This is a genomic window from Rufibacter sediminis (genome assembly GCF_014269285.1).
In the GTDB taxonomy this organism is placed as follows: Bacteria; Bacteroidota; Bacteroidia; order Cytophagales; family Hymenobacteraceae; genus Nibribacter; species Nibribacter sediminis.
Window position 1 is genome coordinate 36,532 of sequence record NZ_JACOAF010000061.1, and the last position, 24,646, is coordinate 61,177.

Annotated in this window: 23 protein-coding genes; 12 read left to right on the forward strand and 11 right to left on the reverse strand. The window is 53.2% G+C overall.

Features of this window, described 5'->3' with window-relative positions:
• Positions 1–21: 21 nt before the first annotated feature.
• A complete protein-coding gene (locus H7U12_RS22250; RefSeq protein WP_186642126.1) occupies positions 22–1,929 on the forward strand; it encodes a glycosyltransferase family 2 protein in 1,908 nt (635 codons plus the stop codon).
• Positions 1,930–2,163: 234 nt separating this feature from the next.
• Here the strand turns inward: H7U12_RS22250 and H7U12_RS22255 are convergent, their stop codons facing one another.
• The gene (locus H7U12_RS22255; RefSeq protein WP_255897538.1) at positions 2,164–2,568 is read right to left on the reverse strand and encodes a winged helix-turn-helix transcriptional regulator; all 405 of its coding nucleotides are present in this window, start codon (positions 2,566–2,568) and stop codon (positions 2,164–2,166) included.
• Between the two features lie 114 nt (positions 2,569–2,682).
• Here H7U12_RS22255 and H7U12_RS22260 point away from each other — a divergent pair, with 114 nt between their 5' ends.
• From H7U12_RS22260 to H7U12_RS22270, 3 genes are all read left to right on the forward strand, one after another.
• Positions 2,683–3,585 carry an SDR family oxidoreductase gene (locus tag H7U12_RS22260; RefSeq protein WP_186642128.1) on the forward strand — a complete coding sequence of 301 codons (903 nt, stop codon included), beginning with the start codon at positions 2,683–2,685 and terminating at the stop codon, positions 3,583–3,585.
• A gap of 631 nt (positions 3,586–4,216) precedes the next feature.
• On the forward strand, positions 4,217–5,425 hold the full coding sequence (locus tag H7U12_RS22265) for a pyridoxal phosphate-dependent aminotransferase (RefSeq protein WP_186642129.1): 1,209 nt from the start codon (positions 4,217–4,219) through the stop codon (positions 5,423–5,425).
• A gap of 106 nt (positions 5,426–5,531) precedes the next feature.
• The gene (locus tag H7U12_RS22270; RefSeq protein WP_186642130.1) at positions 5,532–6,563 is read left to right on the forward strand and encodes a bifunctional heptose 7-phosphate kinase/heptose 1-phosphate adenyltransferase; all 1,032 of its coding nucleotides are present in this window, start codon (positions 5,532–5,534) and stop codon (positions 6,561–6,563) included.
• Positions 6,564–6,940: 377 nt separating this feature from the next.
• Here H7U12_RS22270 and hemE read toward each other — a convergent pair whose 3' ends face one another.
• The 3 genes from hemE to H7U12_RS22285 all read right to left on the reverse strand — a co-directional run bounded on the left by hemE (position 6,941) and on the right by H7U12_RS22285 (position 9,280).
• Complete coding sequence (gene hemE / locus H7U12_RS22275; protein WP_186642131.1) at positions 6,941–7,972, reverse strand: uroporphyrinogen decarboxylase; 1,032 nt, start codon at positions 7,970–7,972, stop codon at positions 6,941–6,943.
• A gap of 153 nt (positions 7,973–8,125) precedes the next feature.
• On the reverse strand, positions 8,126–8,743 hold the full coding sequence (locus H7U12_RS22280) for a MarC family protein (protein ID WP_186642132.1): 618 nt from the start codon (positions 8,741–8,743) through the stop codon (positions 8,126–8,128).
• 72 nt (positions 8,744–8,815) lie between these two features.
• Complete coding sequence (locus H7U12_RS22285; RefSeq protein ID WP_186642133.1) at positions 8,816–9,280, reverse strand: hypothetical protein; 465 nt, start codon at positions 9,278–9,280, stop codon at positions 8,816–8,818.
• Between the two features lie 308 nt (positions 9,281–9,588).
• Here H7U12_RS22285 and H7U12_RS22290 point away from each other — a divergent pair, with 308 nt between their 5' ends.
• From H7U12_RS22290 to H7U12_RS22300, 3 genes are all read left to right on the forward strand, one after another.
• The gene (locus H7U12_RS22290) at positions 9,589–10,716 is read left to right on the forward strand and encodes a 5-(carboxyamino)imidazole ribonucleotide synthase (RefSeq protein WP_186642134.1); all 1,128 of its coding nucleotides are present in this window, start codon (positions 9,589–9,591) and stop codon (positions 10,714–10,716) included.
• Positions 10,713–11,240 (forward strand): 5-(carboxyamino)imidazole ribonucleotide mutase, encoded by a 528-nt coding sequence (purE, locus tag H7U12_RS22295; protein ID WP_186642135.1) that lies wholly within the window; start codon positions 10,713–10,715, stop codon positions 11,238–11,240. Before H7U12_RS22290 ends, purE begins: the two co-directional genes overlap by 4 nt.
• Before the next feature lie 63 nt (positions 11,241–11,303).
• Positions 11,304–11,780, forward strand: a complete 477-nt coding sequence (locus tag H7U12_RS22300; RefSeq protein ID WP_255897541.1) for a GNAT family N-acetyltransferase — start codon at positions 11,304–11,306, stop codon at positions 11,778–11,780.
• A gap of 66 nt (positions 11,781–11,846) precedes the next feature.
• Here the strand turns inward: H7U12_RS22300 and H7U12_RS22305 are convergent, their stop codons facing one another.
• Positions 11,847–12,155, reverse strand: coding sequence for a transmembrane 220 family protein (locus tag H7U12_RS22305; protein WP_241749649.1), 309 nt, complete (start codon positions 12,153–12,155; stop codon positions 11,847–11,849).
• Between the two features lie 165 nt (positions 12,156–12,320).
• Between H7U12_RS22305 and H7U12_RS22310 the strand changes: the two genes are divergently transcribed.
• From H7U12_RS22310 to H7U12_RS22325, 4 genes are all read left to right on the forward strand, one after another.
• Complete coding sequence (locus H7U12_RS22310; RefSeq protein WP_186642138.1) at positions 12,321–13,781, forward strand: PQQ-dependent sugar dehydrogenase; 1,461 nt, start codon at positions 12,321–12,323, stop codon at positions 13,779–13,781.
• A complete protein-coding gene (locus tag H7U12_RS22315) occupies positions 13,778–14,179 on the forward strand; it encodes a c-type cytochrome (RefSeq protein WP_186642139.1) in 402 nt (133 codons plus the stop codon). Before H7U12_RS22310 ends, H7U12_RS22315 begins: the two co-directional genes overlap by 4 nt.
• Before the next feature lie 84 nt (positions 14,180–14,263).
• Positions 14,264–14,839, forward strand: coding sequence for a histidine phosphatase family protein (locus tag H7U12_RS22320; RefSeq protein WP_186642140.1), 576 nt, complete (start codon positions 14,264–14,266; stop codon positions 14,837–14,839).
• 491 nt (positions 14,840–15,330) lie between these two features.
• Positions 15,331–16,467 (forward strand): neutral zinc metallopeptidase, encoded by a 1,137-nt coding sequence (locus H7U12_RS22325; RefSeq protein WP_186642141.1) that lies wholly within the window; start codon positions 15,331–15,333, stop codon positions 16,465–16,467.
• A gap of 238 nt (positions 16,468–16,705) precedes the next feature.
• On the opposite strand, the gene H7U12_RS22330 is transcribed toward H7U12_RS22325, so the two are convergent.
• From H7U12_RS22330 to H7U12_RS22350, 5 genes are all read right to left on the reverse strand, one after another.
• The gene (locus H7U12_RS22330; protein WP_186642142.1) at positions 16,706–17,326 is read right to left on the reverse strand and encodes a 3'-5' exonuclease; all 621 of its coding nucleotides are present in this window, start codon (positions 17,324–17,326) and stop codon (positions 16,706–16,708) included.
• A 10-nt stretch (positions 17,327–17,336) separates the two neighbouring features.
• Positions 17,337–17,723: a helix-turn-helix domain-containing protein gene (locus H7U12_RS22335; RefSeq protein ID WP_186642143.1), complete on the reverse strand. Its 387-nt coding sequence runs from the start codon at positions 17,721–17,723 to the stop codon at positions 17,337–17,339.
• A gap of 20 nt (positions 17,724–17,743) precedes the next feature.
• Positions 17,744–18,037, reverse strand: coding sequence for a type II toxin-antitoxin system HigB family toxin (locus H7U12_RS22340; protein ID WP_186642144.1), 294 nt, complete (start codon positions 18,035–18,037; stop codon positions 17,744–17,746).
• 141 nt (positions 18,038–18,178) lie between these two features.
• Positions 18,179–20,116, reverse strand: a complete 1,938-nt coding sequence (dnaK, locus tag H7U12_RS22345; RefSeq protein WP_186642145.1) for a molecular chaperone DnaK — start codon at positions 20,114–20,116, stop codon at positions 18,179–18,181.
• Between the two features lie 748 nt (positions 20,117–20,864).
• A complete protein-coding gene (locus H7U12_RS22350) occupies positions 20,865–21,473 on the reverse strand; it encodes a pseudouridine synthase (RefSeq protein WP_186642146.1) in 609 nt (202 codons plus the stop codon).
• A 305-nt stretch (positions 21,474–21,778) separates the two neighbouring features.
• On the opposite strand from H7U12_RS22350, the gene H7U12_RS22355 reads away from it, so the two are divergent.
• Positions 21,779–21,994, forward strand: a complete 216-nt coding sequence (locus H7U12_RS22355; protein WP_186642147.1) for a YajG family lipoprotein — start codon at positions 21,779–21,781, stop codon at positions 21,992–21,994.
• 65 nt (positions 21,995–22,059) lie between these two features.
• Here H7U12_RS22355 and H7U12_RS22360 read toward each other — a convergent pair whose 3' ends face one another.
• Entirely contained in the window at positions 22,060–24,147 is a 2,088-nt protein-coding gene (locus tag H7U12_RS22360) for a VWA domain-containing protein (RefSeq protein WP_186642148.1), read from the reverse strand.
• Positions 24,148–24,646: the final 499 nt, after the last annotated feature.

Below are 24,646 nucleotides of genomic sequence, written 5' to 3' on the forward strand. Positions count from 1 at the left end.
TAAACGACCCAACGTTCGCGCTTGAAAGACCTCTCCGTCATTATTGTCAATTACAACGTCAGCTATTTCCTGGAGCAATGCCTGCTTTCCGTCCGGAGAGCCGCGCAGAAGCTGCGGGTAGAGGTGTTTGTGGTAGACAACAATTCCGTGGACGGATCAGTGGAGATGGTGCAGCGGCGGTTCCCCGAGGTCATTCTGCTGGCCAACAAAGAGAACCTGGGCTTTTCCAAGGCCAATAACCAGGCCATCCGGCAGGCGCAGGGCAAGTACGTGCTGCTCCTCAACCCCGACACGGTGGTGGAGGAAGACACTTTTCTCAAATGCTTCCGGTTCATGGAAGCGAATCCAGCGGCCGGGGCCTTGGGCGTGAAGATGATGGACGGCGCGGGCAAGTTCCTGCCGGAGTCCAAGCGCGGGCTGCCCACGCCTTGGGTCGCATTCTCCAAGGTGTTTGGGTTGGCGGCCCTGTTCCCGGCATCGGCGGTGTTCAATCGCTACCATTTGGGCCATTTACCCGCGGACGAGGTGCACAAAATAGACATCCTGGCCGGGGCCTTCATGTTCATGCGCGCCGAAGCGCTCCAGAAAGTAGGCCTGCTGGACGAGGACTTCTTCATGTACGGCGAGGACATCGACCTTTCTTACCGTATCAAGGAAGGTGGCTTTGACGTCTACTATTTCCCCGAGACGCGCATCATCCACTACAAAGGCGAAAGCACCCGCAAAACCAGCGTGAACTACGTGTTTATGTTCTACCGGGCCATGATGGTGTTCGCCGAAAAACATTTCAGCGGCCGCCAGGCACGGCTGTATTCCTTGCTGATCCGGTGGGCCATTTACCTGCGAGCGGCCCTCGCGCTGCTGTTCAGGGGGGTGAAACAAGTATTGCCGCTGCTGCTGGACGGCTTATGCCTAGTGCTGGGGGCCTTATTGGGAGAAAAAGTAGTGCCTGATCCGTTGTCCTTGGAGGTGTCGCCTATGTGGGGGGCATATTTGGCGGTGTGGCTGGGAACGGCCTTCTTCAGCGGGGCCTATGATCAACCTACGCGCTTGTACCGGTTGGTGAGGGGCATGCTGTGGGGCAGTATTCTGCTCATGGCCTTTTCCAGCATCGTCTCAGTGGTGGGCGAGACCAATAAAAAGCATTTGCTGGTGGCCGTGTTGGTGGGGCTGGTGGGCATGACGCTCTGGCGGCTGGTGTGGCATTTCAAAACCTACGGACACTGGCGGTTCGGGGAGCCCAAGGCCAAGCGCATTGCGGTGGTGGGCAGCGACAAAGAAGTGAAACGGGCTTCCAATCTGTTGCGGCAGGCCGGAGCCCAGGAACCCCTAGCCCGCCTGGAACCGCAGCACACGCCCGCCGATTTGCGGCAGATCAGGGAGGTGATCGAAATCTACAAAATCAACGAGCTCATCTTCTGCGGGAAAGACCTGGCCGTCTCCCAGATCATTGAGTGGATGGTGCAGATCCACAACAGCGCCGTGGAATTCAAGATTCTGCCCGAGAACAGCGCCTACATTATCGGGTCTTCCTCCAAGAACGCTCCCGGCGATTATTACGCCCTGCACATTGAAGTCAATCTCCTGAACCCGTATTACCGCCGGAACAAAGCCGTGCTGAATTCGCTGGTCAGTGCCCTGTTGCTGGTTTTGTCGCCTTTCCTGATCTGGCGGATCAACAGAAAAAGGCAGTTTTTGAAAAACTGCCTCGGAAACCTGGTGGGCGTTTACCAATGGGTAGGCCTGAAAGCCACGGCCACGCCAGAATCCAAGCCAGCCATCTTGTCGCCGGTAGATAAAGTCTCAGGGCGGCGCATCAGTCCGGCCGCTGCCCGGCAGATGGAGGTCATCTACGCCAAGGACTACACGCCCTACGCCGATCTGCTGATCCTGTCCCGTAATATTTCCAATCTGGGCAGATCAGCTTAGAAAACAAAACTCTTTCAAACAAGGCAAGTAGCAGCAGCGCATTCAGCTAAATCGCAGGTTTATTTGGCGGGAACAATCTAAAAGTAGGCGAATACGCAAAAGCTGATAGCTACCCGCTGTTTTTGGCCCGTGTTTTCAGGAAAAGCTGTAAAAGAGCATGAAAAGTGGCGTGCCAAAGCCTGGCGCATGTCCTCCCCCAACGTAATCCTCATTCGGCCTCGCGGGTTGTCTACCCTAATCCTTACTAGCAAATAACTGCTCGTTAGGTCTGTCTTGTCCTATTACTCCATCTCTATGGGCTAATCCCCACGCGAGCATCGTATCTACTACATTGATCAGATTTTTGCCAGATTCGGTTAAGGTGTATTCTATTAGGACCGGCGTTTTGTTAAACACCTTGCGCTGCACAATACCGTTAATCTCCAGTTCTTTCAGTTCTTTTGAAAGCATCCTGGGAGTGATCTTCTCTATATTGTCCTGTAAATCTTTAAACCGGCTTCTTCCATACAGTAAGGAAGCAATTATCGGGAGCTTCCATTTCCCGCTAATCACCTGAAGCGTATCGGTCAAGGCAAGGATGAATTGCCTAGGGCATTGCTGTAACTTTTCCTCCTCTACTAATTTCTTAAAGTCGCTCACAGTGAAGTTTCTAAGTGGTTTACTATACAAAAGTATAGGAGTTCTTTTTAAGAAACAACTATACATACTATAGTAAATTCGTCAACTTGCCGCTCCACTAATCAAAAAGCAACCATGATTCTAATTACAGGAGCAACCGGAAATTTTGGCTCTAAAGCCATACAGCACTTATTAAACAAAGGGGTAGCCGCTAAAGACATTGCCGCATTGGTAAGAGACGGAGAGGACGCCCAGCCTTTGAAAGACAAAGGTATTCAGGTGAGAATGGGAGATTATGCAGACGTAGAATCCATGCGCAAAGCCTTTGCGGGCGTTGATAAACTGTTATTGATTTCCAGTAGTGACCGGGGCCCGGTTGAAAACCGAACAAAGCACCACATCAACGCGATTACCGCAGCCAAAGACGCAAACGTACAGCACATCGCCTACACTTCTTTCGTGAGAAAGCCCGGCTACGAAGCTTCTGCCATTGCTGACTTTGAGAATTCTCACGTGGCGTCAGAGAAGTTTCTTAAAGAAAGTGGGATCAAGTATACCATTCTCCAGAATGGCATTTACCAGGAAATGATTCTAGCCTTTATTGGGGAAAAGGTAGCCGAAACAGGGACTATTTTATTTCCCGCAGCTGGAGGGAAAGCCAGCTGGGTACTACGGGAAGAACTAGCCGAGGCGGCTGTTAACGTATTAACGACCGAAGGCCATGAAAACAGGACGTACAATCTGACCCACAACGCATCAGTGGGTTTTGAAGAAATTGCGAACTATATTTCTGAGGCAGTAGGCCAGGAGATTAAGTACCTTTCCCCCAAGGTGGAAGAGTTTAAAGCTATTCTGGAGAAAGCAGGTGTGCCAGAGCTGTACATTGGCATGTTTGTCATGTGGGGCACAGCTGTGGCCGAAGGCATGATGGATTTGGAGGATACCACGTTGGAGTCTTTACTGGGCAGAAAACCCACTACCGTGCAACAGTTTATTGAGCAGGTGTACAAGACCGTTAGCGTTGAAAATATTCACTAATTCAATAGCCTGGCATTTGCAGGAATACGGTTAGCCAGCAATGTTCAAAGTAGTTGAAGGTATTTTCCCAGTACAGAGTGAGCGGCTACCTGGGTTGTTCACTTTGTACAGGACCCCATCGGGGCTTCCTCTCTACTGAGAGGAAGCCCCGTTTTGGGAAAGCCAGCACCATCGGGGCCGCTTTCTGGAAGCGCAATAAGGAAATCCCTTGAAATGCGAAAACCACAAAAGATAACCAGTAAAAGAACTAACTGCCTTGGCAGAAGTTTGGTGTATTGCCCAGCCCTGACCAGTATAACCCACAGAAAAGGGTAGAAGCGCTGCCTTTCAGCAACTGTGTGTATCAACCCTGCGCGTGCCGCCCGACTTTATCATTAGGTGTTTTCGGCCTGATTTTGAGAAAACAGGCAAAAAGAGCTGACAGTAGAAATTTGGAAACAAAGTGACCGCAAATGAAAAAGCGCGGGAAGCGTTAAAGGGCAATTCTGACGTTGAGTAGCTGCCTTATTAATCACTATTTTAACAGAATCAACCCTTAAACTCCTTACGTATTAATTAAATATGCGCGCATTTGCTGTAAAAACAGCAAAACCTTCTAATTTTGGCGCCACACCTTATGTCTTCTCAAGAGATGATAACTACCGAACAAAAAGCACTTTCAGATCGCATTACCTCCCTTGCCGAGTCCCAAACCATTGCCATGGCTAAAAAAGCCCGTGAGCTGGCGGCCAAGGGAGTGGATGTGATCAACCTGAGTTTTGGAGAACCCGATTTCCAAACACCTCAATACATCAAAGACGCTGCTAAAAAAGCCATTGATGATGGCTATACCTTTTATACGCCGGTGGCCGGCTACCCAGACCTGCGCAAGGCGATCGTCGAGAAGCTGCGCCGCGACAACGGCCTGGAGTATGGCCCCGAGAACATTGTGGTGTCCACAGGAGCCAAGCAATCCATCGCCAACGCGGTGATGTGCCTGGTGAACCCCGGCGACGAGGTGATCATCATCTCGCCGTACTGGGTGAGCTACGAGGAAGTGGTGAAACTGGCCGAGGGGATTCCGGTGCCGGTGAAAGGCTCCCTGGAAAACGATTTCAAAATCACCGCCCAGCAGCTGGAAGACGCCATTACGCCCAACACCAAGCTGGTGATGTACTCTTCGCCGTGCAACCCGACGGGCTCGGTGTTCACCAAAGACGAACTGGCAGCGTTTGCCGCCATCCTGGAGAAACATCCGCAGGTGCACGTCATCGCCGATGAGATTTACGAGTACATCAACTTCACCGGTGAGCATTACAGCCTGGCCCGTTTTGATTCTATCAAAGACCGCGTGATCACTGTGAACGGTTTCTCTAAAGGCTACGCCATGACCGGCTGGCGCGTGGGCTACATTGCGGCCCACAAAGACATTGCCGATGCCTGTGACAAAATGCAGAGCCAGATCACCAGCGGTACCTGCTCCATCGCCCAGAAAGCCGCGCAGGCGGCCCTGGAAGGCGGACGTGCCTCGGCCGAGGAGATGAGCGCTTCTTACCTGCGCCGCCGCGACCTGGTGCTAGGGCTGATGAACGACATCCCCGGCATTAAAACCTACGTGCCGCAGGGTGCCTTCTACATCTTCCCCGATGTGAGCGCTTACTTCGGGAAATCGGCGGGCGATATCAAGATAGAGAACGCGAACGATCTGGCCATGTACCTGCTCAACGAGGCGCACGTGTCATTGGTGGAAGGAGGAGCCTTCGGGGCGCCGCAGTGCATCCGGTTCTCGTTTGCCGCCTCAGACGCCAAGCTGATTGAAGCCCTGGAGCGTATTAAGGCCAGTTTAGCGAAACTAAGCTAAAACTGAGTCTCGCTTTTTCTTTTTACTTTTGCCCTACATTGGATAAAGTGGCCCTAAAACGGGTGCTTTATCCAATGTTTTGTTTTTAACCTCTACATTTTCCTGAATGTCCATTCAGCACACGGTTTCGTCTCTTTTTAACCGCTTCAGTCAGTTGCGGGTGTTGGTTGTGGGTGATGTGATGATTGACGCCTATCTCTGGGGAAAATCGACGAGATTGTCGCCCGAGGCGCCGGTTCCCATCGTGAACCGCACCAAGATAGAGCAGCGCCTGGGCGGGGCCGCCAACGTGGCCCTGAACGTGCAGAGCCTGGGCGCTACCCCGCTGCTTTGCTCCGTAGTGGGAGACGACCCGGACGGGGAAGCGTTGCTGCGCCTGTTGCAGGAGCAGGGCCAGACCGCCGAGGGCATCGTGCTAAGTTCAGAGCGGCCCACGACGGTGAAACAGCGCATCATCTCCGGCGGCCAGCAACTGCTCCGCATCGATTCTGAAGTAGAGACTGATTTGTCAGCGGCTGAGCGACAGGCGTTGGTGCAGCGGTTTCAGGGCTTACTGGACCAGGCCCACGTGGTTATTTTCGAGGACTATGACAAAGGCGTGCTGAGTGTCGAAGTAATAAAAGAACTGCTGCGTCTGGCCAAACAGGCCGGTATTCCCACAGTGGTCGATCCCAAGAAGAAGAATTTCCTGTCCTACAAAGGCAGCACGCTGTTCAAACCCAACCTGAAAGAACTCAAAGAAGGCCTGAAAGTGGATTTCCAGGATGCCAACCTAAACGCTTTTGAAGCCGCCGTCCAGCAGTTGCAGCAGCAGCTGGAGCTGGAAAATGTGCTGGTGACGCTCTCGGAGCGCGGCGTTTTCTGCCAGGCTGCCGATCAAACCAAAACCTATCTGGATGCCCACATCCGGTCCATTTCTGATGTTTCCGGGGCCGGCGACACAGTGGTGAGCATTGCCGCCCTCAGCCTGGCCGCCGGTCTGCCGCTACCCGCTTTGGCCGAGCTGGCGAACCTGGGCGGAGGCCTAGTGTGTGAGCACGTGGGCGTGGTGCCTATTAACCGCGAGCTACTCAAATCAGAAGCTCAGAAATCACAGGTCTTGCAAAAGGAGCTGGCTTCGTTTGAAGTGACCACCTGATGCGTCTGCGTCTTGGGGCCGTTTTCGAGAAATCAGCTTTAAACTGGAAGGGTTTCAGGATTCATTCCTCGGTAGGGAAGCAGTCTTTGGAAGGCCGCAGCAGGCAAGTTGCAAGCTTGCCGTCATGACCACCACAAGTTGCGCTAGCGCTAAACTTGCGATAGGAAGAAGTATGAGGTGTAGTTTCATACATTGATACCCATTATCTGGTTCAAGTTTTCAACTTGGACCCATCATGACCTGAAGTTTGCAACTTCAGTGAGGCAAAGCCTCAAAACGGCATTCCCAAGTCTTAGGAACTTATACCAAAACGGCCTCCTGCTCAGATGAACAGGAGGCCGTTTTGGTATGGTTTTCCAAAAAGAGGCTTGAAATGCTTATCGGTGGCTATATTCTTTCACCGTCTGGATAAAACATTTCACTTTCTCGGGGTCAGTGTCTGGGTACACGCCGTGGCCCAGGTTGGCGATGTGGCGGTTGGGGCCGAAGGCTTCCAGCATTTTGATGGTCTCACGTTTCACGCCGGCGAAATCGTTGTACAGCGCGCACGGGTCCAGGTTGCCTTGCAATGTTTTACCGTCTCCTATGGCCGCGCGGGCGTCTTTCACGTCCATGTTCCAGTCCAACCCGATGACCTGGCAATCCAGTTGGGCGAAATCCGTGAGGGAGAAAAATGCGCCTTTGGCGAAAACGGTGACCGGCACGCCTTGGATGGCCTGGCAGATCTCCGCGATGTAGCGGTACGAGAACTCTTTGTAGTGCGCCGGCGGCAGAATGCCCGCCCAGGAATCAAAGATCTGGATCAGGTTCGCGCCGGCTTCCACTTGCGCTTTGAGGTACGCGATGGTGGTATCGGTGATCTTGCGCAGCAGCTGGTGCGACAGCTCCGGGGCTTCGTAGAGCATTTTGCGGGCTTTGGAGAACGTCTTGGAGCCGCTGCCTTCCACCATGTACGCGAAAATAGTCCAGGGCGCGCCCGCAAACCCGATGAGCGGCACGCGGCCGTTCAGTTCGCGCTTGGTGACTTTGATGGCCTCCAGCACGTAGTTCAGGTGCTCGTAAGGATCAGCAACGCGCACGTTCTCAACATCGGCGGCGGTTTTGATGGTGTTCGGGAACAAAGGTCCGCGCTTCTCGATCATCTCGTAGGTACAGCCCATGGCCTCGGGTACTACCAGAATATCAGAGAAAATGATGGCGGCATCCACGTCCAGTAAATCCACCGGCTGAATGGTGACCTCGGCGGCCAGTTCAGGGGTTTCCACCAGTTCCTTGAAGCCGGAGAGGCGTTCGCGCACGGCGCGGTATTCCGGTAAAATACGGCCTGCCTGACGCATGAGCCATACGGGAGTTCGTTCAGTAGGCTGCCCCATGGCGGCGCGCAGGAGCAAGTCGTTCTTTAATTGCATGGTGCAAAGATAAGGCAAAACAATGAGTCCTGAGTTCTGAGTTCTGGGTTCTGAGTCAGATAATTGAGACGGGCAGGTTTTTAACAATGGCTGTTTTGGAGCCGATTTTGGAAAAACAGGTCTAAAACGGGAGACTGAACAGGTTAGAACAGTTTACTTAAAAAGAGCCAACAGTGCCGTGACAATGAAACTTACGCCCAGAGACAACACGATGAAGCCCATGATCTTGGTGAGGGCGGCCAGACCGGCTTTGCCCAAAAAGATCATCAGGCGGGGCGAGAAAAGCAGGATGATGTAACTCATCAGACCCAGTAAAACGATGCCCAGAATGGTGAGGCACATGTCCAGAAATGTGAGCGATTTTGTAAAAAGGCTGATGACTACCGCAATGGAGCCCGGGCCCGAGAGCAGGGGCATGGCCAGCGGAGTAAACGAGATGTCTTCCTTCTCCACACCTTCGGCCACCACGTCTTTGGATATTTTCTTGCCGTCCTCGCCTTTGGGGTTGAGCAAATCCAGGCCCGCCCGCATGATCATGATGCCCCCGGCAATGCGCAGATCGTGAATCCGGAGGCCGAAGAAATCCAGCACGGCTTGCCCGGCCAGAAAGAAAACCGTCAAAATCAGGATCATGTAAATGCAGGCCCTGAACGCCTGCTGGTTCCGCCGGGCGGGGCTGTCATCGTGCGTGAGCGTGAGGAACACCGGCATGGCCCCAAAGGGATTGACCACGGAGAACAAAGCCGAGAAAGTTGCGAGTAGAATTTCCATTGCGTCCAATAATACGGAAATTCAGGAAAATACGGACACCTGGTTGAATTTAGCCTAAACCAACGGGGCTGGTTAGGCAAAGAGTTTCTGCCAGATGCCCGTAGGCTTCGGCTTGGCCTGCACGTAGGTGCGTTTTTGCTGGACCAACTGTAAGCGCAGAATGGCCTTCACCAACCCCACATGCGCGTGTTCGTCCCTTTGCAGCACTCCGCCTACGCCCGGCTGCCACAGGTTCAGGATTTCTTTGCCGTCTAAAGAAGAAGTCAGCACGAAGAGGTGGGTTCTTTCCAGTTGCGTGGCCAGTGATTTCAATAGGCGGGTATCAGGGGCATATCCCAGAGAAGCCTTGCCGCCCAGCACAATAAACTCCCGGGTAGAGTTGCGCCCTAGCCCGTACTGATTCTCGAACACCTCGTAGCTGAGCGCCTGGATGTCTACCCGTTGGGCGTATTGATTTTGCTTATTCAAAGCCTGGGCAAGCGAACCAGCTAACAGATGGTCATCTTCCAGCAGTAACAGCTTATAGGAAGTATTCATGGGTAAGTAACTATTTTTCTAATCTGAATTTTGAATAGAAGGCTATTTATGAATATTTAAAATATATAGTGCAAAATTATTAAATTACTAAAGCAAAAAAAGCCTTGCCAGGTACTTTTACGAGTTTCAAGGCCTTGCCTTCACCTAGCTGTAAGGGAGAAAAGAGAATTCCTGAAAGAAAATGGCCTTCTTGCTTCCCAAAACTTGTAGCTTACCCACAGAACTAAGAGATTTGGGTTTCCGGCGGATTGCGAAAAGTCCGCGGCAAACGAGCATTTCTTTCTTATTAGTGACTTTCTGGTTTTAAAATGAATACTGTTAAATTAGGTATATTGGGAGGAGGGCAACTGGGCCGTATGTTGCTGCAGGCGGGCCTGGATTTCAACCTGTACACCCTGGTGCTGGACCCCGATGAGCATGCGCCCTGCCGCCATCTCTGCGAGGAGTTTGTGCACGGTGATTTCAAGGACTATGATACCGTGTACGCCTTCGGGAAGAAGTGCACGCACGTGACCATTGAAATTGAGCACGTCAACGTAGATGCCCTGTTCCAGTTGGAGAAAGAGGGAGTTCTGGTGTATCCCAAACCGGCCTCGCTCCAGACCATTCAGGACAAAGGCCTGCAAAAGGAGTTTTTCCAGAAGAACAGCATCCCTACCTCAGACTTCCGGTTGCTGCAGGAGGCCGCAGAACTAGAGGCCAACTTGGATTTTCTGCCCGCTTTCCAGAAACTACGCCGGGGCGGGTATGACGGGAATGGCGTGACCCGCTTAACTTCCGCGGCTGATTTTTCCAAAGCGTTTCAGGCCCCTACGGTTTTAGAAAAACTGGTGGAGTTTGAGACCGAGATCTCCGTGATTTGTGCCCGAAACACGCAGGGCGAGGTGAAGGCCTTCCCAGTGGTGGAGCAAGTGATGCACCCGGAGCACAACCTGGTGGATTACCTGCTGGCCCCGGCCCAGATCGCCTATAAACTGCAGCGCATGGCCATTGAGATTGCCACCCACGTAACCACCGCCCTGGACATTGTAGGCTTGCTGGCCGTGGAGATGTTTGTGACCCGCGATGGGCAGATTCTGGTGAACGAAGTGGCCCCCCGGCCGCACAACAGCGGGCACCATACCATGAAGGCCAACGCCACCTCTCAGTTTGAGCAGCATTTACGCGCTATCCTGGGCTTGCCTTTGGGTGATACGGAGCCGCATTGCCCCGCCGTTTTGGTGAACCTGCTGGGCGAGGCCAGCTATTCCGGCGAAGCCGTGTACGAAGGGCTGGACACCACGCTGCAGGAACCCGGGGTGTACATTCACCTCTACGGCAAGAAATTTACCCGTCCTTACCGTAAGATGGGCCATTTAACGGTGCTGGCTTCTACCGTAGAAGAAGTCAAACAGAAAGCTGATCTCCTTAAAAATCGTTTAAAAATCATTGCATGAGCCAATCTCCTGATTCCCCTACGCCGCTGGTAGGCATTATCATGGGCAGCCAGTCAGACCTGAAAGTAATGTCTGGCGCTGCCGATATCCTGGAACAACTGCACATTCCGTTTGAAGTCACCATCGTGTCAGCGCACCGCACGCCGCACCGCATGCTGGAGTACGCCGAGGGAGCCCGGAAGAAAGGCCTGAAAGTCATCATCGCCGGAGCCGGCGGGGCTGCGCATTTGCCGGGCATGGTGGCCGCGCTTACCACGCTGCCCGTGATTGGCGTGCCGGTGAAATCCAGCAACTCCATTGACGGTTGGGATTCCATTCTGTCTATCCTGCAAATGCCTTCCGGTGTACCGGTCGCAACGGTTGCTTTAAACGGAGCCACCAACGCCGGTATCCTGGCCGCCCAGATCTTGGGCAGCACCAACGCCGTGGTAGCCGATGCCCTGGAGAAACACCGCGCCGTGCAACGTGATAAAGTGATGCGTTCTGTGGAACAGCTTCGCCGCGGCGACATCGAAATGGACTAACCTTTGCTCTCCCTGCAACCACTTCGTACAAGGCCCACGCCCGAGTTCGCTCAGGCGTGGGCCTTGTATGTAAAGGCTTTTCCGCCGGAGGAAAGGCGCAGCATCATGCAGCAAGAAGCCCTGCTCACGAACAAGGTATATCAGTTCCTCTCTATCAGAAAGGATGAAAGCCTGGCCGGTATTCTGGGCGTCTGGCAATTCCCCGCGTTCACGTTTCTGGAGCATTTTGCCATTTCACCCGATAAACGGGAAAAAGGGCTGGGCCGGGAAGTGATAGCGATGCTGCAGGAAATCTCCAATCCGCCTTTGGTTCTGGAAGTGGAATTCCCCCATACCCCGGAGGCAACCCGCCGCATCGCGTTTTATGAACGGGCCGGCTTCCACCTGAATTCCTTTGCCTACTCACAACCCCCCTATGCCTCGGGCAAACCCTGGGTGCCGCTACACCTCATGTCTTGGCCAGAGAGACTTGAAGCCCGTCAGTTTGAGGAAATTAAAGGGCGCTTGTACGCCAAAGTCTATCAGGTAGAGACAACGTAGCGCTCTTCGTTTTGGCCCTTCTTTCGTAAAGCAGGCCCAAAACTGGACGATGATCGATGTTCCGCTTTAGGCCCGGTATTTCCATTCCAGGAGAAAGCAGTAGGCCATGGCCAGCGCGCAGATGAGGAGCCCCAAAGACTCCCGCGCTTGTTCAATGGCCGGGGTGTGGTCCATGTCCATGGTGATGCCCTGGTAAACGGGAGGCCACAGCAGAAAAGCACCTATCCCAAAAACCACAAAAGCCAGCGCGTATACCCATCTGAACAGTTTCCGTTTGAAGGCCAGAAAACACAGTACGGCCGCCGCCAAGTACACCGGAACCCAGATTTCCGGATCAGGGTCATTCAATTGCACCAAGGCGAATGTCACAAACATTAGCATTAAGACAAGCAGTAAAACAAGACGCAGTTTCATACAAGTACAGGAGGTATCTCCCGCTATTAAATGTTTAGACCAAAGTAAAGTTTTCTTAGCAAGGTGCAAAGGCAACTCTTTTTCCTGCTACCGGTATGTAAGGAGAAGCCTTCCTAACCTTCGCCTATGAAAATACTTCTTCGCTTTTATATTGTTGCGTTGTTGCTGCTGCTGTGTTCTGGGTGTTACAAGATCAAGGGAAGCTATGGCGGCCCCAAGAACTTCAATCCGCAGATGCGGCCGTTGCAGCCTTTAGACGTGGCCTTGCCTGCCGGGTACACCATTGAACCCATCGCCTCGGGCCTCACGTACCCCACCGGCATCACGTTTGACGAGCAAGGCACCGTTTACGTCACCGAGTCTGGCTATGCCTACGGCGAAGTCTGGCTACCGCCCAAGCTGCTGCGCCTGAACCCCGATGGCACCACCACCCAGATTGCCGCCGGCGACAAAAACGGTCCCTGGACCGGAACCGCCTACCACGACGGCTTTTTCTACGTGTCGGAAGGCGGGCAGCTGGAGGGCGGGCGCATCCTGAAAATCTCCCGGACCGGACAGATCACCCGCCTGGTGGAAGGCCTGCCCAGCTACGGCGATCACCACACCGATGCGCCCGTCATCGGGAAGGACGGTTACCTGTACTTTGGGCAGGGAACGGCCACCAACTCCGGCGTGGTCGGCACTGATAATTACCATTACGGCTGGCTCAAGCGCAACCCCACGTTTCATGATATTCCGTGCCAGGACATCGTCTTGACCGGGCAGAACTTCACCACCTATAACCCGCTGACTGAGGATGACAAAGACGAAGTCACCACGGGCGCTTACTTGCCCTTCGGGACACCCAGCACGCCTAACCAAACCATCAAGGGCGCGATTCCGTGCTCCGGGGCTATTTTTCGGGTGCCGTTGCAGGGCGGACCGCTGGAACTGGTGGCCTGGGGACTGCGGAATCCCTACGGCTTGTCTTTCTCGCCCAACGGGCAACTCTACGTCACTGATAACGGCTACGACACGCGCGGCAGTCGGCCCGGCTACGGCACCGGTGATGTGCTGTGGGCCGTGCAATCCGGCAAATGGTACGGCTGGCCAGATTTCGCCTCCGGGCAGCCCATGGCTTCGGATGACTACAAAACGCCGCACGATGACCCTAAATTCCTGTTGGCCCAACATCCGGGCACGCCGCCCAAACCGGCAGCCATTCTGGGGGTGCATTCCTCTTCCAACGGTCTGGATTTCTCCCGAACCGCTACCTTTGGTCACGTGGGCGAGGCGTTTATCGCCCAGTTTGGCGATATGACCCCCGAAGTAGGCCACACCTACGGACCCGTGGGCTTCAAGGTGGTACGGGTGAACCCCGCCACCGGCGTCATCGAAGACTTTGCCGTGAACAAAAGCAAAACCAACGGACCGGCCTCCATCATGAAAAACGGCGGCTTGGAAAGACCCATCGCCGTAAAGTTTAACCCCGAGGGAACCGCGCTTTACGTGGTGGACTTTGGCATCATGCCTATGACGGAACAGGGTCCAGCGCCAAAGCAGCAGACCGGCGTTGTTTGGAAAATCACTAAAACTGCCGCCAGATGAAACAACTCCTCAAACTTCCTAGAAACGCCAGGCAATGGCTGTGGCTTCTTCCGGTACTGGTACTTTCTAGCTGCGGCTCGGCCCGTCGTAGCGAACCCATTCTAGGCCCCATGAAGGTGCAAACCCAGCAACTGGAAAACGGCCGCGTGGTGTTCATGCAGCACTGCCAACGCTGCCATCCGCTGGGGGAGGCGGGCTTGGGTCCGTCGCTCAACAACATTCCGCTGCCCGGGGCGGCGTTGCGGTTCAGGGTGCGCAGCAAGGCCTTCTTTCTGGGCATCGGGCGGATGCCCTCGTTCAAGAAGCACGAGATTTCGCCGGATCAGCTAGATGAACTGGTGGTGTATATGAAAGCGCTTCGGCGGCATAAACGCACCGAGGCCGTGGCTTCCCAGTAAACCGGTTGTTTTACACCTGATTTCTGAAAAAGGACGTGAAAACGCAAGTAACCGTTTTCACGTCCTTTTGAGTATGTAGTAGTAATGAACCCAGCTACCCCGCACATTTACCTCATCCGGCACGCCCGGCCGCTGATTAACCGGAAAGGCTTCTTCACGAAAGCGCAGGCGGAGCAGTATATTCAGGAGTACAATGTGGCCGAGGTGGAGGAAATCATCGAAAGGAGTGAGCACTTGCCTCTGGACCGCATCAGGAAAGTGTTCTGCAGTACGCTGCCTCGGGCCAAAGCCACGGCCCTGATGCTGTTCGGGCCAGAGGTGGAACTGATAGAAGATGCCTCTTTCAAGGAGTTTGAGAACCGCATCTGGGGATTGCCCTTGGGGAAGTTTCCCCTTCTCTGGTGGCAGGTGACGTCGCGCATTCTGTGGCTGCTGGGTTTGAATCAGAAAGACATTGAGAGTTTCAAGCAGGCGAAAGTCCGCGCTGCCCAGGCCGCGGAGCATCTTGCCCGGGAGGCCGAGGCCGATGGCATGGCCGTGCTGGTGGCACACGGTTTCCTGAACGAATTCATCAAACGATCCCTAAAGCAACGCGGCTGGAAAGTAGTGCTGGACGGCGGGCGAGGCTTCGTAGGCGTGACGCAACTGAGTAAAGGGTAACCTCCTTTTCAGGCCTGTTTTGTGGAAATTAGGCGCAAAACGGAAACCTGTAAAAGATAGTGTCTACAGGTAAGATACATCGTCTGAGTTGATCTACTTTTTTTTGGTAACCCCTCGCTTTTGTTTTAAACCAGCTTTCAAGATTCTAGTTGTGGCGCGTGTCACATTGCAAAGTGCGCGACGAAGTATGCAATAGGACAAGTTCTAAGCATTGCCACGGCTGTAAAATCATGGTTTCAGAACTCTCTTCTCACGGCCTGCTAGTCTTCCGCGGATCTATTCTAACCCAAGCCCACCAAAGAAAATAAGGACTTTTATTTCTGGGAAGGAACTGTTTATACGAAAATGTACTTGTGCAATTCTACAAAGAATTGCCTATATTCAAATTGGAAAGTCTTTGAATCCAGTGTTTTCAAAGACTTTCCAACACATCAGCATCACTACTATTCAGGAACACATTTCAAATTTAATCTATAAACAAAACCCCTTTAATGAAAAAATCTACGTTTGCCCTCATGTGCCTTGCGGTAGGCTTCGCTACCGTTTCTTGTGAAAATCAAATGGAAGAGCTGAGCGTGAAAACGGATGCTCAGTCAAAGAGTGTAGCCGCGACTGCCTCTGGCCTTGAAATCCCCCAAAACCTGAGTCTCACTGCCCCCGCCGACTTTAAAGCGCCCGGTGAGAACCTGAGAAACCTCTTCAGCTACGATGCCGTGGCGCCCAGCACCTGCGGACCTACCCAGTTCGTGGCGGTGCAGAACAAGTATTTAGCCCCGCTTGGCAAAGACCTGATTCAACTGTTCGGGAGCGCGCAGAGTGCAAACTCCATTTTGAACCTGTACATGACCCTCAACCAGTACTCGGCCTACTTTGATACCTCTGAGCAGTACTTCGGCAAGAATGGCGAGTACACCAACCTGATGGCCAAGCGGAAGAGAGATCTGGAGACTTTCTGGAACATGCCCAACCTGATCCAGATCAACGGACAGCACACCGCTACGCTGAATGACCGCGAGAAACTGGCCGATGTGTATCAAATTGTGGGTACCAACATCAGAACCCGCGAGCAGGCCTATGCCGCAGCTGACCAAATCCTTTACTTCAACACGTTCTCTCCTTACCTGCCTGAATCACCGTTCTTCGCGCTGGATGGCTTTGCCACTACCTACCGTAACCTGATTGTGATTGGCGACGGAATCGTAGAGATGCTTTCTGAAACCGGAGTGGAGCAGGATATTGTGTGGACCGGCATTCTGGCCCATGAGTGGGCGCACCAGGTGCAGTTTAAAAACATGACCGCCTGGTACCCGAACGGCGCCGCGAAAGATCAAGCCGAGGCAACCCGCTACACTGAGTTAGAGGCCGATTTCATGGCAGCTTACTACATGACGCACAAAAGAGGAGCTACCTACAACAGCAAACGTGTAGAAGACTTCTTGACACTGTTCTTCCAGATTGGAGACTGCGGATTTACAAGCACTGGTCACCATGGCACGCCAGCCCAACGCATGGCCGCCGCCCGTCTGGGCTTCCAGTTAGCTGATGAAGCTCAGAAGCAGGGCCACATCCTCACGCAACAACAAGTGCACGAAGCTTTTGTATCCAGAGTTGGCAGTGTGCTGTTATAAATTCAAGAAGTTATTGATATCAAAAGAGGCTGCCCAGTATGGGCAGCCTCTTTTTGTTTAGTAACATAGGACAATTTTCTCTCTTGATAGAGAAACAGTTTGAGGCAGATTCTTTAAAATCAGCCCAGAAACGTCCGCTTCACCGAATGGGGATTCAGCGGAAGCGAAGAAGGTCAGTTCCTCAGGTGTTCTCCCTAAAATAATATCAAGAATGGGAAAGCTAGACTACAGGAAACCACTAAAACGGAAACGCTCTCTTAGGTTTTGACTCCTTCTTCACGGAGGATGCTTTATAGCCGCCCTCAAACAACTGCCCGAAATTGATTTTCAGCTTCTCGGAGAAGTCTTCCTGTTGGCGGCAATTCGTGTGGGCCAGGGCGCGTAAAGTTAGCTCGGCGCAGGCGTAAGAATCAGCGGCGGCGCGGTGGTGCTTGAACTGGATGCCGTGTCTATTGCAGAGCGATTTCAAATCATACTGCGGCAAACCTTGCCACACCTGTTTGGAGAATTGCACGCTGCAGGCGTAATTCAGCTCCGGAAAAGGAAGGCCATAGGTGTTCAGCGTGGCTCTGAGCACGCTCATGTCGAAGCTGGCGTTGTGCGCAATCACCAGTTGGTTCTGCAGCATGGGTCTCAGTTCCTGCCACACCTGGTCAAACGTGGGGCTGTGCTTCACATCCTGCGGTTTAATGCCGTGGATGGCGATGTTCCAGCTGTTGAAGTACGGGTAAGATTTCGGTTTGATGAGCCAGGCTTCCGTCTTCTCAATTCGTCCGTTTTGCACGAAGGTCAATCCAATCTCACAAGGGCTGTCACGGTCTGCGGTGGCCGTCTCAAAATCTAGGGTAATGAAATTCATGTAAAAAATATTAAGCAGCGCCTTTGTTGAGGTGTAATGTTGGTTCGGCCACTAGTACTTCCAGCGGAAAGCCGAGCGCTTTGTGCAGGTTGCGGATCATCTCCAGGGAGAGGCCACGTTTCCGGTTTAGAACCTTGGAGACATTCCCTTTATTGCCCATATAAGGTACTAAATCTTCTTGTTTCAGGCCCAGTTCCTCCATGCGCGTTTTAATGTAGTCAATGGGGTCTGGCTCCTCAATGGCATAGTGCTCCTCTTCATATTTGTTGACGATGAGCATGAGCAGCTCCAATTCCTTTGCTTCTGCGCTCCCAGGAGTAGCGTTGAAGATCTCATCTATCCGGGCCAACATCTGCTCGTACTCTTCCTCGGTTTCAATCAACTTTAAGCTTATCATATATGTCAGAGTGGTAAGAGTTAAACTGTACCGGCATCAATCTTATCATACTCGGCGTGCGTTCCAATCCATTTGACCATTACGTTCTTGTATTGAAAGCTGATTCTGGCAATGAGCCTGTAATGATTTCCTTTAATATTGAATACTACCCTGTCATCTTTTACTAAATCAGCACTAGGGAAATCTGCCTTCAACCCATTCAGGTCCTTCCACTCAGCTTTCTTAGTTGTTTTAAACCAAGCGGTCAGACCAATTTTAGCACCAGCATGCTGAGTATAGTACTCCTTTAGTTTCTTTAAGCTGATGACGTTCATTTACCTAAGGTTCCAATTGAGAACTGTAAAGGTACGGCTAAAGTTGTCTTAATGGCAACTTTTGGTCGAGAATAAAATTTCTATAAACAAAAAAGCCCCACCGCATAGCGGTGAGGCTTTCCTCAACTAAACCTATATTAATTATTTTACTTCTTCGTAGTCAACGTCGGTCACGTTATCAGCACCGGCAGACTGGGTGGCACCGCCTTGTCCGTCAGCACCTGGCTGTCCACCGCCGAATCCAGCATCAGCACCAGGTTGACCAGCTCCGCCAGTGGCCGCGTACATCTCCTGAGAGGCAGCTTGCCATGCATTGTTGATGTTTTCCATGGCGCTGTCAATCGCGGCTAAGTCCTTAGACTCATGAGCTCTCTTCAGCTCGGCCAGGGCGCTTTCAATCGCAGTTTTGTTTCCGGCCGACAGTTTGTCGCCGTACTCTTTCAGCTGCTTCTCAGTCTGGAAGATCATAGAGTCAGCCTGGTTCACTTTCTCTACTTGCTCTTTCGCTAAACGGTCAGACTCGGCGTTCGCCTCCGCTTCTTTGCGCATGCGCTCGATTTCCTGCTCAGACAGACCAGAAGAAGCTTCAATTCTGATTTTCTGCTCTTTGCCGGTTCCTTTGTCTTTGGCAGACACGTGCAGGATACCGTTGGCGTCAATGTCAAACGTTACTTCGATCTGCGGAACGCCGCGTGGTGCTGGTGGAATGTCTGACAAGTGGAAACGGCCGATGGTGCGGTTATCGCGGGCCATAGGGCGCTCACCCTGCAACACGTGGATCTCCACGCTTGGCTGGTTGTCAGAAGCGGTTGAGAAGGTCTCAGACTTCTTGGTTGGGATGGTAGTGTTGGACTCAATTAACTTTGTCATCACGCCACCCATGGTCTCAATACCCAAGGAAAGCGGGGTCACGTCCAAAAGAAGCACGTCTTTCACCTCACCGGTCAATACACCACCTTGGATAGCGGCACCAATGGCTACTACCTCGTCTGGGTTCACACCCTTAGATGGCTTCTTGCCGAAGAATTTCTCTACTTCTTCCTGGATTCTTGGGATACGGGTAGAACCACCCACCAAGATTACCTCGTCAATGTCTGACGGCTGCAAACCAGCGTCTTGCAAGGCTTTGCGAACCGGCTCCATGGAACGACGAACCAGAGAATCAGCTAACTGCTCAAACTTAGCTCTTGACAGTCTGCGCACCAAGTGCTTAGGACCTGTCTGCGTAGCCGTGATGTAAGGCAGGTTGATTTCCGTTTCAGAAGAAGAGGAAAGCTCAATTTTAGCTTTCTCAGCGGCTTCTTTCAAACGCTGTAACGCCATTGGGTCAGTGCGTAAGTCCATGCCTTCTTCGGCTTTGAACTCATCGGCTAACCAAGCAATGATCACTTGGTCGAAGTCATCACCACCCAGGTGCGTGTCACCGTTGGTAGACAAAACTTCAAATACACCGTCACCTAACTCCAGCACCGAGATATCGAAAGTACCACCACCTAAGTCGTATACCGCGATTTTCTGGTCAGCGTGTTTTTTATCTAAACCGTACGCCAAAGCAGCGGCAGTAGGCTCGTTGATGATCCGTTTCACCTCTAAACCGGCAATCTGACCGGCTTCTTTGGTAGCCTGACGCTGGGCGTCGTTGAAGTACGCAGGAACGGTGATTACCGCCTCGGTCACAGTCGTGCCCAGGTAATCTTCCGCGGTCTGCTTCATTTTCTGCAACACCATGGCCGAAAGCTCCTGTGGGGTATACTCACGGTCGCCAATCTTCACACGCACGGTGTTGTTGCTGCCAGACTGCACGTTGTAAGAAACGTGGCTGGTTTCGTCTTTTACTTCTGAGAAGCCGCGGCCCATGAAACGCTTGATGGACGCGATGGTATTTTGTGGGTTCGTGATAGCTTGACGCTTGGCAGGATCACCTACTTTACGCTCACCGTTCCCGTTGTCCAGGAATGCCACGATGGACGGAGTAGTCCGGCGGCCTTCGCTGTTCGGAATCACCACTGGTTCGTTACCCTCCATTACCGCAACGCAAGAGTTGGTAGTTCCTAAGTCAATGCCTATGATTTTTCCCATTGTCTATAGTTTTATTTAGTAGTTCCTAGTTTAACTTGATGCAGTCTTATTAACAAGACATGTGCCAAGGCTATAATTCATGCCATTTGTGACACTATGTCATTTCAGGCAAAAGACGAAAGCTTTTCTATACGAACAATTGGCGGAGGGTGTCAGGTAAGAATGCGCTTTTGACCTGTTTTCTAAAAAACCGCCCCGAAACGGAAGAGAACTGTGGCAGGTCATCTGCGCATTGAAAACATCAGGTGGTAGAACCGTTGAAAGACGCAAGGTATTGCGTCACTACAAAGTAGGCCTCGCAGGTCTTCAAAACCTGTGAGGTCTGAGGCGTTACTACCAACGCATTGCTGTTTCCAGCCTTTCGGTTGAGCGCCTAAGCAGGTTCCGGTGCCGCAGGCATTGCGACCGCAGGGAGCAAAGGAAACTGGTACAGCGCGAGGCCGGAAGGCGGGGCCTCGCGGCCGTGAGCGCACGGAGCCGAGCGATGAAACAATGAAGTTCATGCACCTACGCCAACGGCAGTTCTTCGCCAGCGAAAGCAAACGGCATGCACCCACGCCAACAGCAGCATTCCGCCAGCGAAAGCAAACGGCATGCACCCACGCCAAAAGCAGCATTCCGCTAGCGCAAGCAAACGGCATGCACCCACGCCAAAAGCAGCATTCCGCTAGCGCAAGCAGACTAAGATTACACCAGGAAAATCAAAACCTGTTTTGGAGCCAATTTTCCAAAAACGAGCTCAAAACACTTAAGACCTCTTTTTGAATGGCCTAACAAACGTATTCACCGGCTTCGCCAATCCTTTCAATTGCTTGATCTCCTCAAAAGTTAAGGCCCGGTACTCGCCCGGCTGCAAAGAATCCAATTGCAAGGTGCCAATGGCCACCCGCACCAACCGCAGGGTTGGGTAGCCCACCGAGGCGGTCATCTTGCGCACCTGCCGGTTCATGCCCTGGCTTATCTTGATCTCGACCCAGGTGGTAGGAATGTTGGCCCGGAACCGGATGGGCTTGGAGCGTTCCCCCAGCTGGACTCCCTCCAGGAGCTTTGCTTTGGCGGGAGAGGTTTTCTTGCCCTGGATCAGGACACCGCGCTCCAGTTGATCCAGCGCCTCGTCTGTGGGCACACCTTCCACCTGCACCCAGTAGGTTTTCTCCACCTTAAACTTGGGGTCGGAGAGGCGATGCTGCAGTTGCTTATCATCGGTGAGCAGCACCAAGCCTTCAGAGTCATAATCCAGGCGACCCACGGGGTAGACGTTGGGAACGGACACGAAATCTTTTAACGTGCGGCGGCCGTTCTCATCGGTGAACTGGGTGAGAACTTCAAAGGGCTTGTAGAGGAGAAAATACTGCAAAACAAAGAAGCGAACGTTGACGTGCGAAAATAAGGAATTGGTTTCGTTTTTGACCCGTTTTCCAGAAATCGGGCTGAAAACGGGACGGTTCTCAGCAACGGAATGCCATTTATGAGGAAAAATGGGCAGAGGACCCACCGCTTACTGGCAAAGCTTCCGGCTGAAAACCGCTGCATCGCCGCCGTTTCCACCTATCCCTCCTGACATACGTATAGAGAATTGAAAATGAGTCACCTTCCGGCCGCCGTCTGGTGCTTCTTGCGCCCCTGACTCCCGGAATTCTATCCTGCACTAAAACCATGACTATGAAAAAGAACCTCCTTCTTTGCGCCGCTTTGCCGTTGTTTTTTCTAGCGAGCTGTAACTCCGCCACCAAGCCCACCGAGGGCGATGTAGAACCCACTGCCACCGAAGACCGGGACCCCAGCGTTAGGGCACAGGACTTTGAAACGGGCGCCGCCGACAACCGGGCCGACACCATTGCGCCGGCCGTAGATTCCTCCGGCACGACAAACGAATAACCCGCCAAAAGGAACGGCTGCTTTACACAAGCAGCCGTTCCTTTTTTAACGAGTTGAATGATCTTTTATAAACTGCCGTAGAAGCGGCGCAAGGCCCATTCGGCGCAAGCCAGACCCAGTAACAAGAAATAGAACCAGGGCTGCTCCAGCAAATCTTTCTCTTCTTCGTGGCTGCGCAGGATGGTTTTGAAGTTGGCTTTCAGTAAATCCTGCTCTAACTGCGCCAGTTGGGACGGGTAGTATAACCTGGTTTCGGAGCGCTCTGCCAGCTGGCTCAGCAGGCTGTGGTCGGCCACGGCCAGGAGGGACTCCAGGTTCTGCTCCTGCACCACAAATTCGCCGGTGTCTGTATGATTCTGGTTTTCAACGCGGGTGGAGGCGGTGTAACGGTACACCCCCGCGGGCAGATTGCCCAGACGCAGGCCTTCGCCCCCCTGCTCGTGGCGGAAACGGTGTTGCGTTTGCTTGCCGCCCTCGTGGGTAAGCGTGAGGGAAATGGTCTGCCCGAAAATTTCTTCCTGCACGGCATTGAAGACATCGGCCTGCAGGTTCACGCCTTCTGAGGTCTCAAACTCGTCTTTGACCGGGTACACGTGCAGGCGTTTCTGGTTCCGGCGGTTGGCCAGCAGTTGCACTACGTGCGTCATGAGCTCATCGTAAATCTGGGAAGAACCCTGGTCCACGGCCTCGGTGAGGCGCCATTGCCAACTACCGTCGGTGAGCAGCACCGCCGAAGGAGCCGGAGCGGCCGGTTTGTAGACCAGCAGCGGTTTGGTGGTACGCACGCTGCCCACCTGCTGCTGCAGAATGACCTCGGCGGCCGGCGCAATGTTCCACTCCCCGAAGGTAACCGCGGTGGGGGGCCAGGCTTTGATGCGGCTCTGGGCGGTGGGCTCAGTGGAGAACCGCTGGAAGGCGTTGTTCAGGAGCGGCTGCACCTCGTCAAACTGCGGCGAGGGTCGGTTCAGCTGTACCCCGGCCTGCAAGGTGTTGAAGGCGTTATAATCGGTCTGCGCACCCAGGATGTAGAACGAGGGAACGTTGGCGGCTTTTAATCGGCGGAGCCAGTCATTGCCTACGCCGCTGGCGTTGGGGATCTGGTGAAGAATGGCCGCATCATACGGCGTTTTGAAGCCCGGATTCTGAAAAGGGCCCAAGACCACCTCCACGTCCAGCAAGGGATTGGTGCGCAGGGCGCTGCGGAGGGCTTTGATGTCGGGGTGCGGAGCAGCGGCGGCTATCAGTACTTTGAGCTTGCCTTTGATGACCTCCAGGTACGCGTGCCGTTGGTTGTTCAGGTTGGTGAACTCGCCGGTGAGGGGCTGCATTTGCACCTGAAAGTGTTTCTTGCCAGCCTGGGCAGCGGTTACCTGAAAAGAAGTTTGCACCGTTCCGCCGCGGGGCAGGGAAATGGATTTGCGTTGCACTGTTTTGCCGTTTTCCTGCAACAGCACCGTGGCCGTGGTGCCGCCAAACCCGTTGTGCCGGACCCGTGCCACTATGGGAAAAGAGGTGCCGGTATAGTTGATTTTATTGTATTGCACTTCCTCGAGCACCACATCGCGCTTGGCCACCGTATCGCCTAGGGCTACAGGGTACACGGGAGCGTTGTAGAGCTGGAAAGTAGGGGTGGGGCCCTGGTTATGAATACCGTCTGAGATAAGCACCGTGGCCGCCAGGTTCTGGTTCCGGTAGGTGTGGCTCCCTTTTTCCACCAAGGCGTGCAGGTTGGTGACTTGGGCATTCAGCGGGGTCTGGGTAATGGAAGCAACGGTGGTGTCGCCCGCCTGAAACGTCTGCTTCACTACTTCCAGGCCTTCTTCCTGCAGGCGATCAGCTAAGGCATCCAGTTCCTGCAAGGTGCGGTTTAGCTGGTCTTTCTGGGTGAACAGCCCCACCGATTGGGAGTTGTCCAGGGCCAGCACCACCTTCGGCTTTACTTCCTCCTGCCGGATGCTGCGGGTGTACGGGTCCAGTAGCAGAAAACACACCAGCGCCACCAGCATTGCCCGCAGAAACGCCAGAAGCCAGCGCAACCCCGAGGGCCAGGGACCGCCCCGGCGGTACATAAGCCAGGAAACGCCTATCCCGGCGGCTAGGCAAAGCAATGCATACCAAGGAGAGTAAGCGGTGTGAAGTTGAAGTGATTGCACAAACGGTGAGTTAAGTCACAGGATCAAGAAGCAAGATAAAAGAAGTACGGCATAGTTGAGCGGAATAGCGGTTAGTTGCCCTCTTTATTTTCTCTAACTGACCGGCTGCCGCAGTTATTGTCTTGATTGGGTTTGGGGCCTGATTTCCGGAAAGTAGGGCAAAAGAGTAGGGGCAATCCCCTGAAGCTGCTTTAACCGTTTGCCGATGAAGCCCTAGCCATTCCAATCCTACGATCTTTCGGATTTGCAATCCGAAAGCTTTGAGAGAGGGATTTGTAATCCCCTGCTTTTGGGAGGGACTGCTGCGGATTACAAATCCGCGTCTCCTAAGTCCGGGATTTCAAATCCTGAACAGCGTATCACCGGCAGAGGTCATAAAGGCTCAATCTCTGCCAGCCTCTCAACAGTTTCAGGGCGTGTTGACAATTAGTGTAGCAGGATCATGGCTGCTGCTAGGAAAACGAATCCGGCAAAACTGCCGGCTGTCTTCTCGTATCTG

Bases quoted from the DNA above. Each gene is read 5' to 3' on its own strand.
- H7U12_RS22355 (WP_186642147.1), top strand. From the start codon at position 21,779: ATGAAAAAGAACCTCCTTCTTTGCGCCGCTTTGCCGTTGTTTTTTCTA.
- H7U12_RS22280 (WP_186642132.1), bottom strand. From the start codon at position 8,743: ATGGAAATTCTACTCGCAACTTTCTCGGCTTTGTTCTCCGTGGTCAAT.
- H7U12_RS22285 (WP_186642133.1), bottom strand. From the start codon at position 9,280: ATGAATACTTCCTATAAGCTGTTACTGCTGGAAGATGACCATCTGTTA.
- H7U12_RS22260 (WP_186642128.1), top strand. From the start codon at position 2,683: ATGATTCTAATTACAGGAGCAACCGGAAATTTTGGCTCTAAAGCCATA.
- purE (WP_186642135.1), top strand. From the start codon at position 10,713: ATGAGCCAATCTCCTGATTCCCCTACGCCGCTGGTAGGCATTATCATG.
- H7U12_RS22325 (WP_186642141.1), top strand. From the start codon at position 15,331: ATGAAAAAATCTACGTTTGCCCTCATGTGCCTTGCGGTAGGCTTCGCT.
- H7U12_RS22265 (WP_186642129.1), top strand. From the start codon at position 4,217: ATGATAACTACCGAACAAAAAGCACTTTCAGATCGCATTACCTCCCTT.
- H7U12_RS22305 (WP_241749649.1), bottom strand. From the start codon at position 12,155: ATGTTTGTGACATTCGCCTTGGTGCAATTGAATGACCCTGATCCGGAA.
- H7U12_RS22335 (WP_186642143.1), bottom strand. From the start codon at position 17,723: ATGATAAGCTTAAAGTTGATTGAAACCGAGGAAGAGTACGAGCAGATG.
- H7U12_RS22290 (WP_186642134.1), top strand. From the start codon at position 9,589: ATGAATACTGTTAAATTAGGTATATTGGGAGGAGGGCAACTGGGCCGT.
- H7U12_RS22270 (WP_186642130.1), top strand. From the start codon at position 5,532: ATGTCCATTCAGCACACGGTTTCGTCTCTTTTTAACCGCTTCAGTCAG.
- dnaK (WP_186642145.1), bottom strand. From the start codon at position 20,116: ATGGGAAAAATCATAGGCATTGACTTAGGAACTACCAACTCTTGCGTT.
- H7U12_RS22310 (WP_186642138.1), top strand. From the start codon at position 12,321: ATGAAAATACTTCTTCGCTTTTATATTGTTGCGTTGTTGCTGCTGCTG.
- hemE (WP_186642131.1), bottom strand. From the start codon at position 7,972: ATGCAATTAAAGAACGACTTGCTCCTGCGCGCCGCCATGGGGCAGCCT.
- H7U12_RS22315 (WP_186642139.1), top strand. From the start codon at position 13,778: ATGAAACAACTCCTCAAACTTCCTAGAAACGCCAGGCAATGGCTGTGG.
- H7U12_RS22330 (WP_186642142.1), bottom strand. From the start codon at position 17,326: ATGAATTTCATTACCCTAGATTTTGAGACGGCCACCGCAGACCGTGAC.
- H7U12_RS22320 (WP_186642140.1), top strand. From the start codon at position 14,264: ATGAACCCAGCTACCCCGCACATTTACCTCATCCGGCACGCCCGGCCG.
- H7U12_RS22340 (WP_186642144.1), bottom strand. From the start codon at position 18,037: ATGAACGTCATCAGCTTAAAGAAACTAAAGGAGTACTATACTCAGCAT.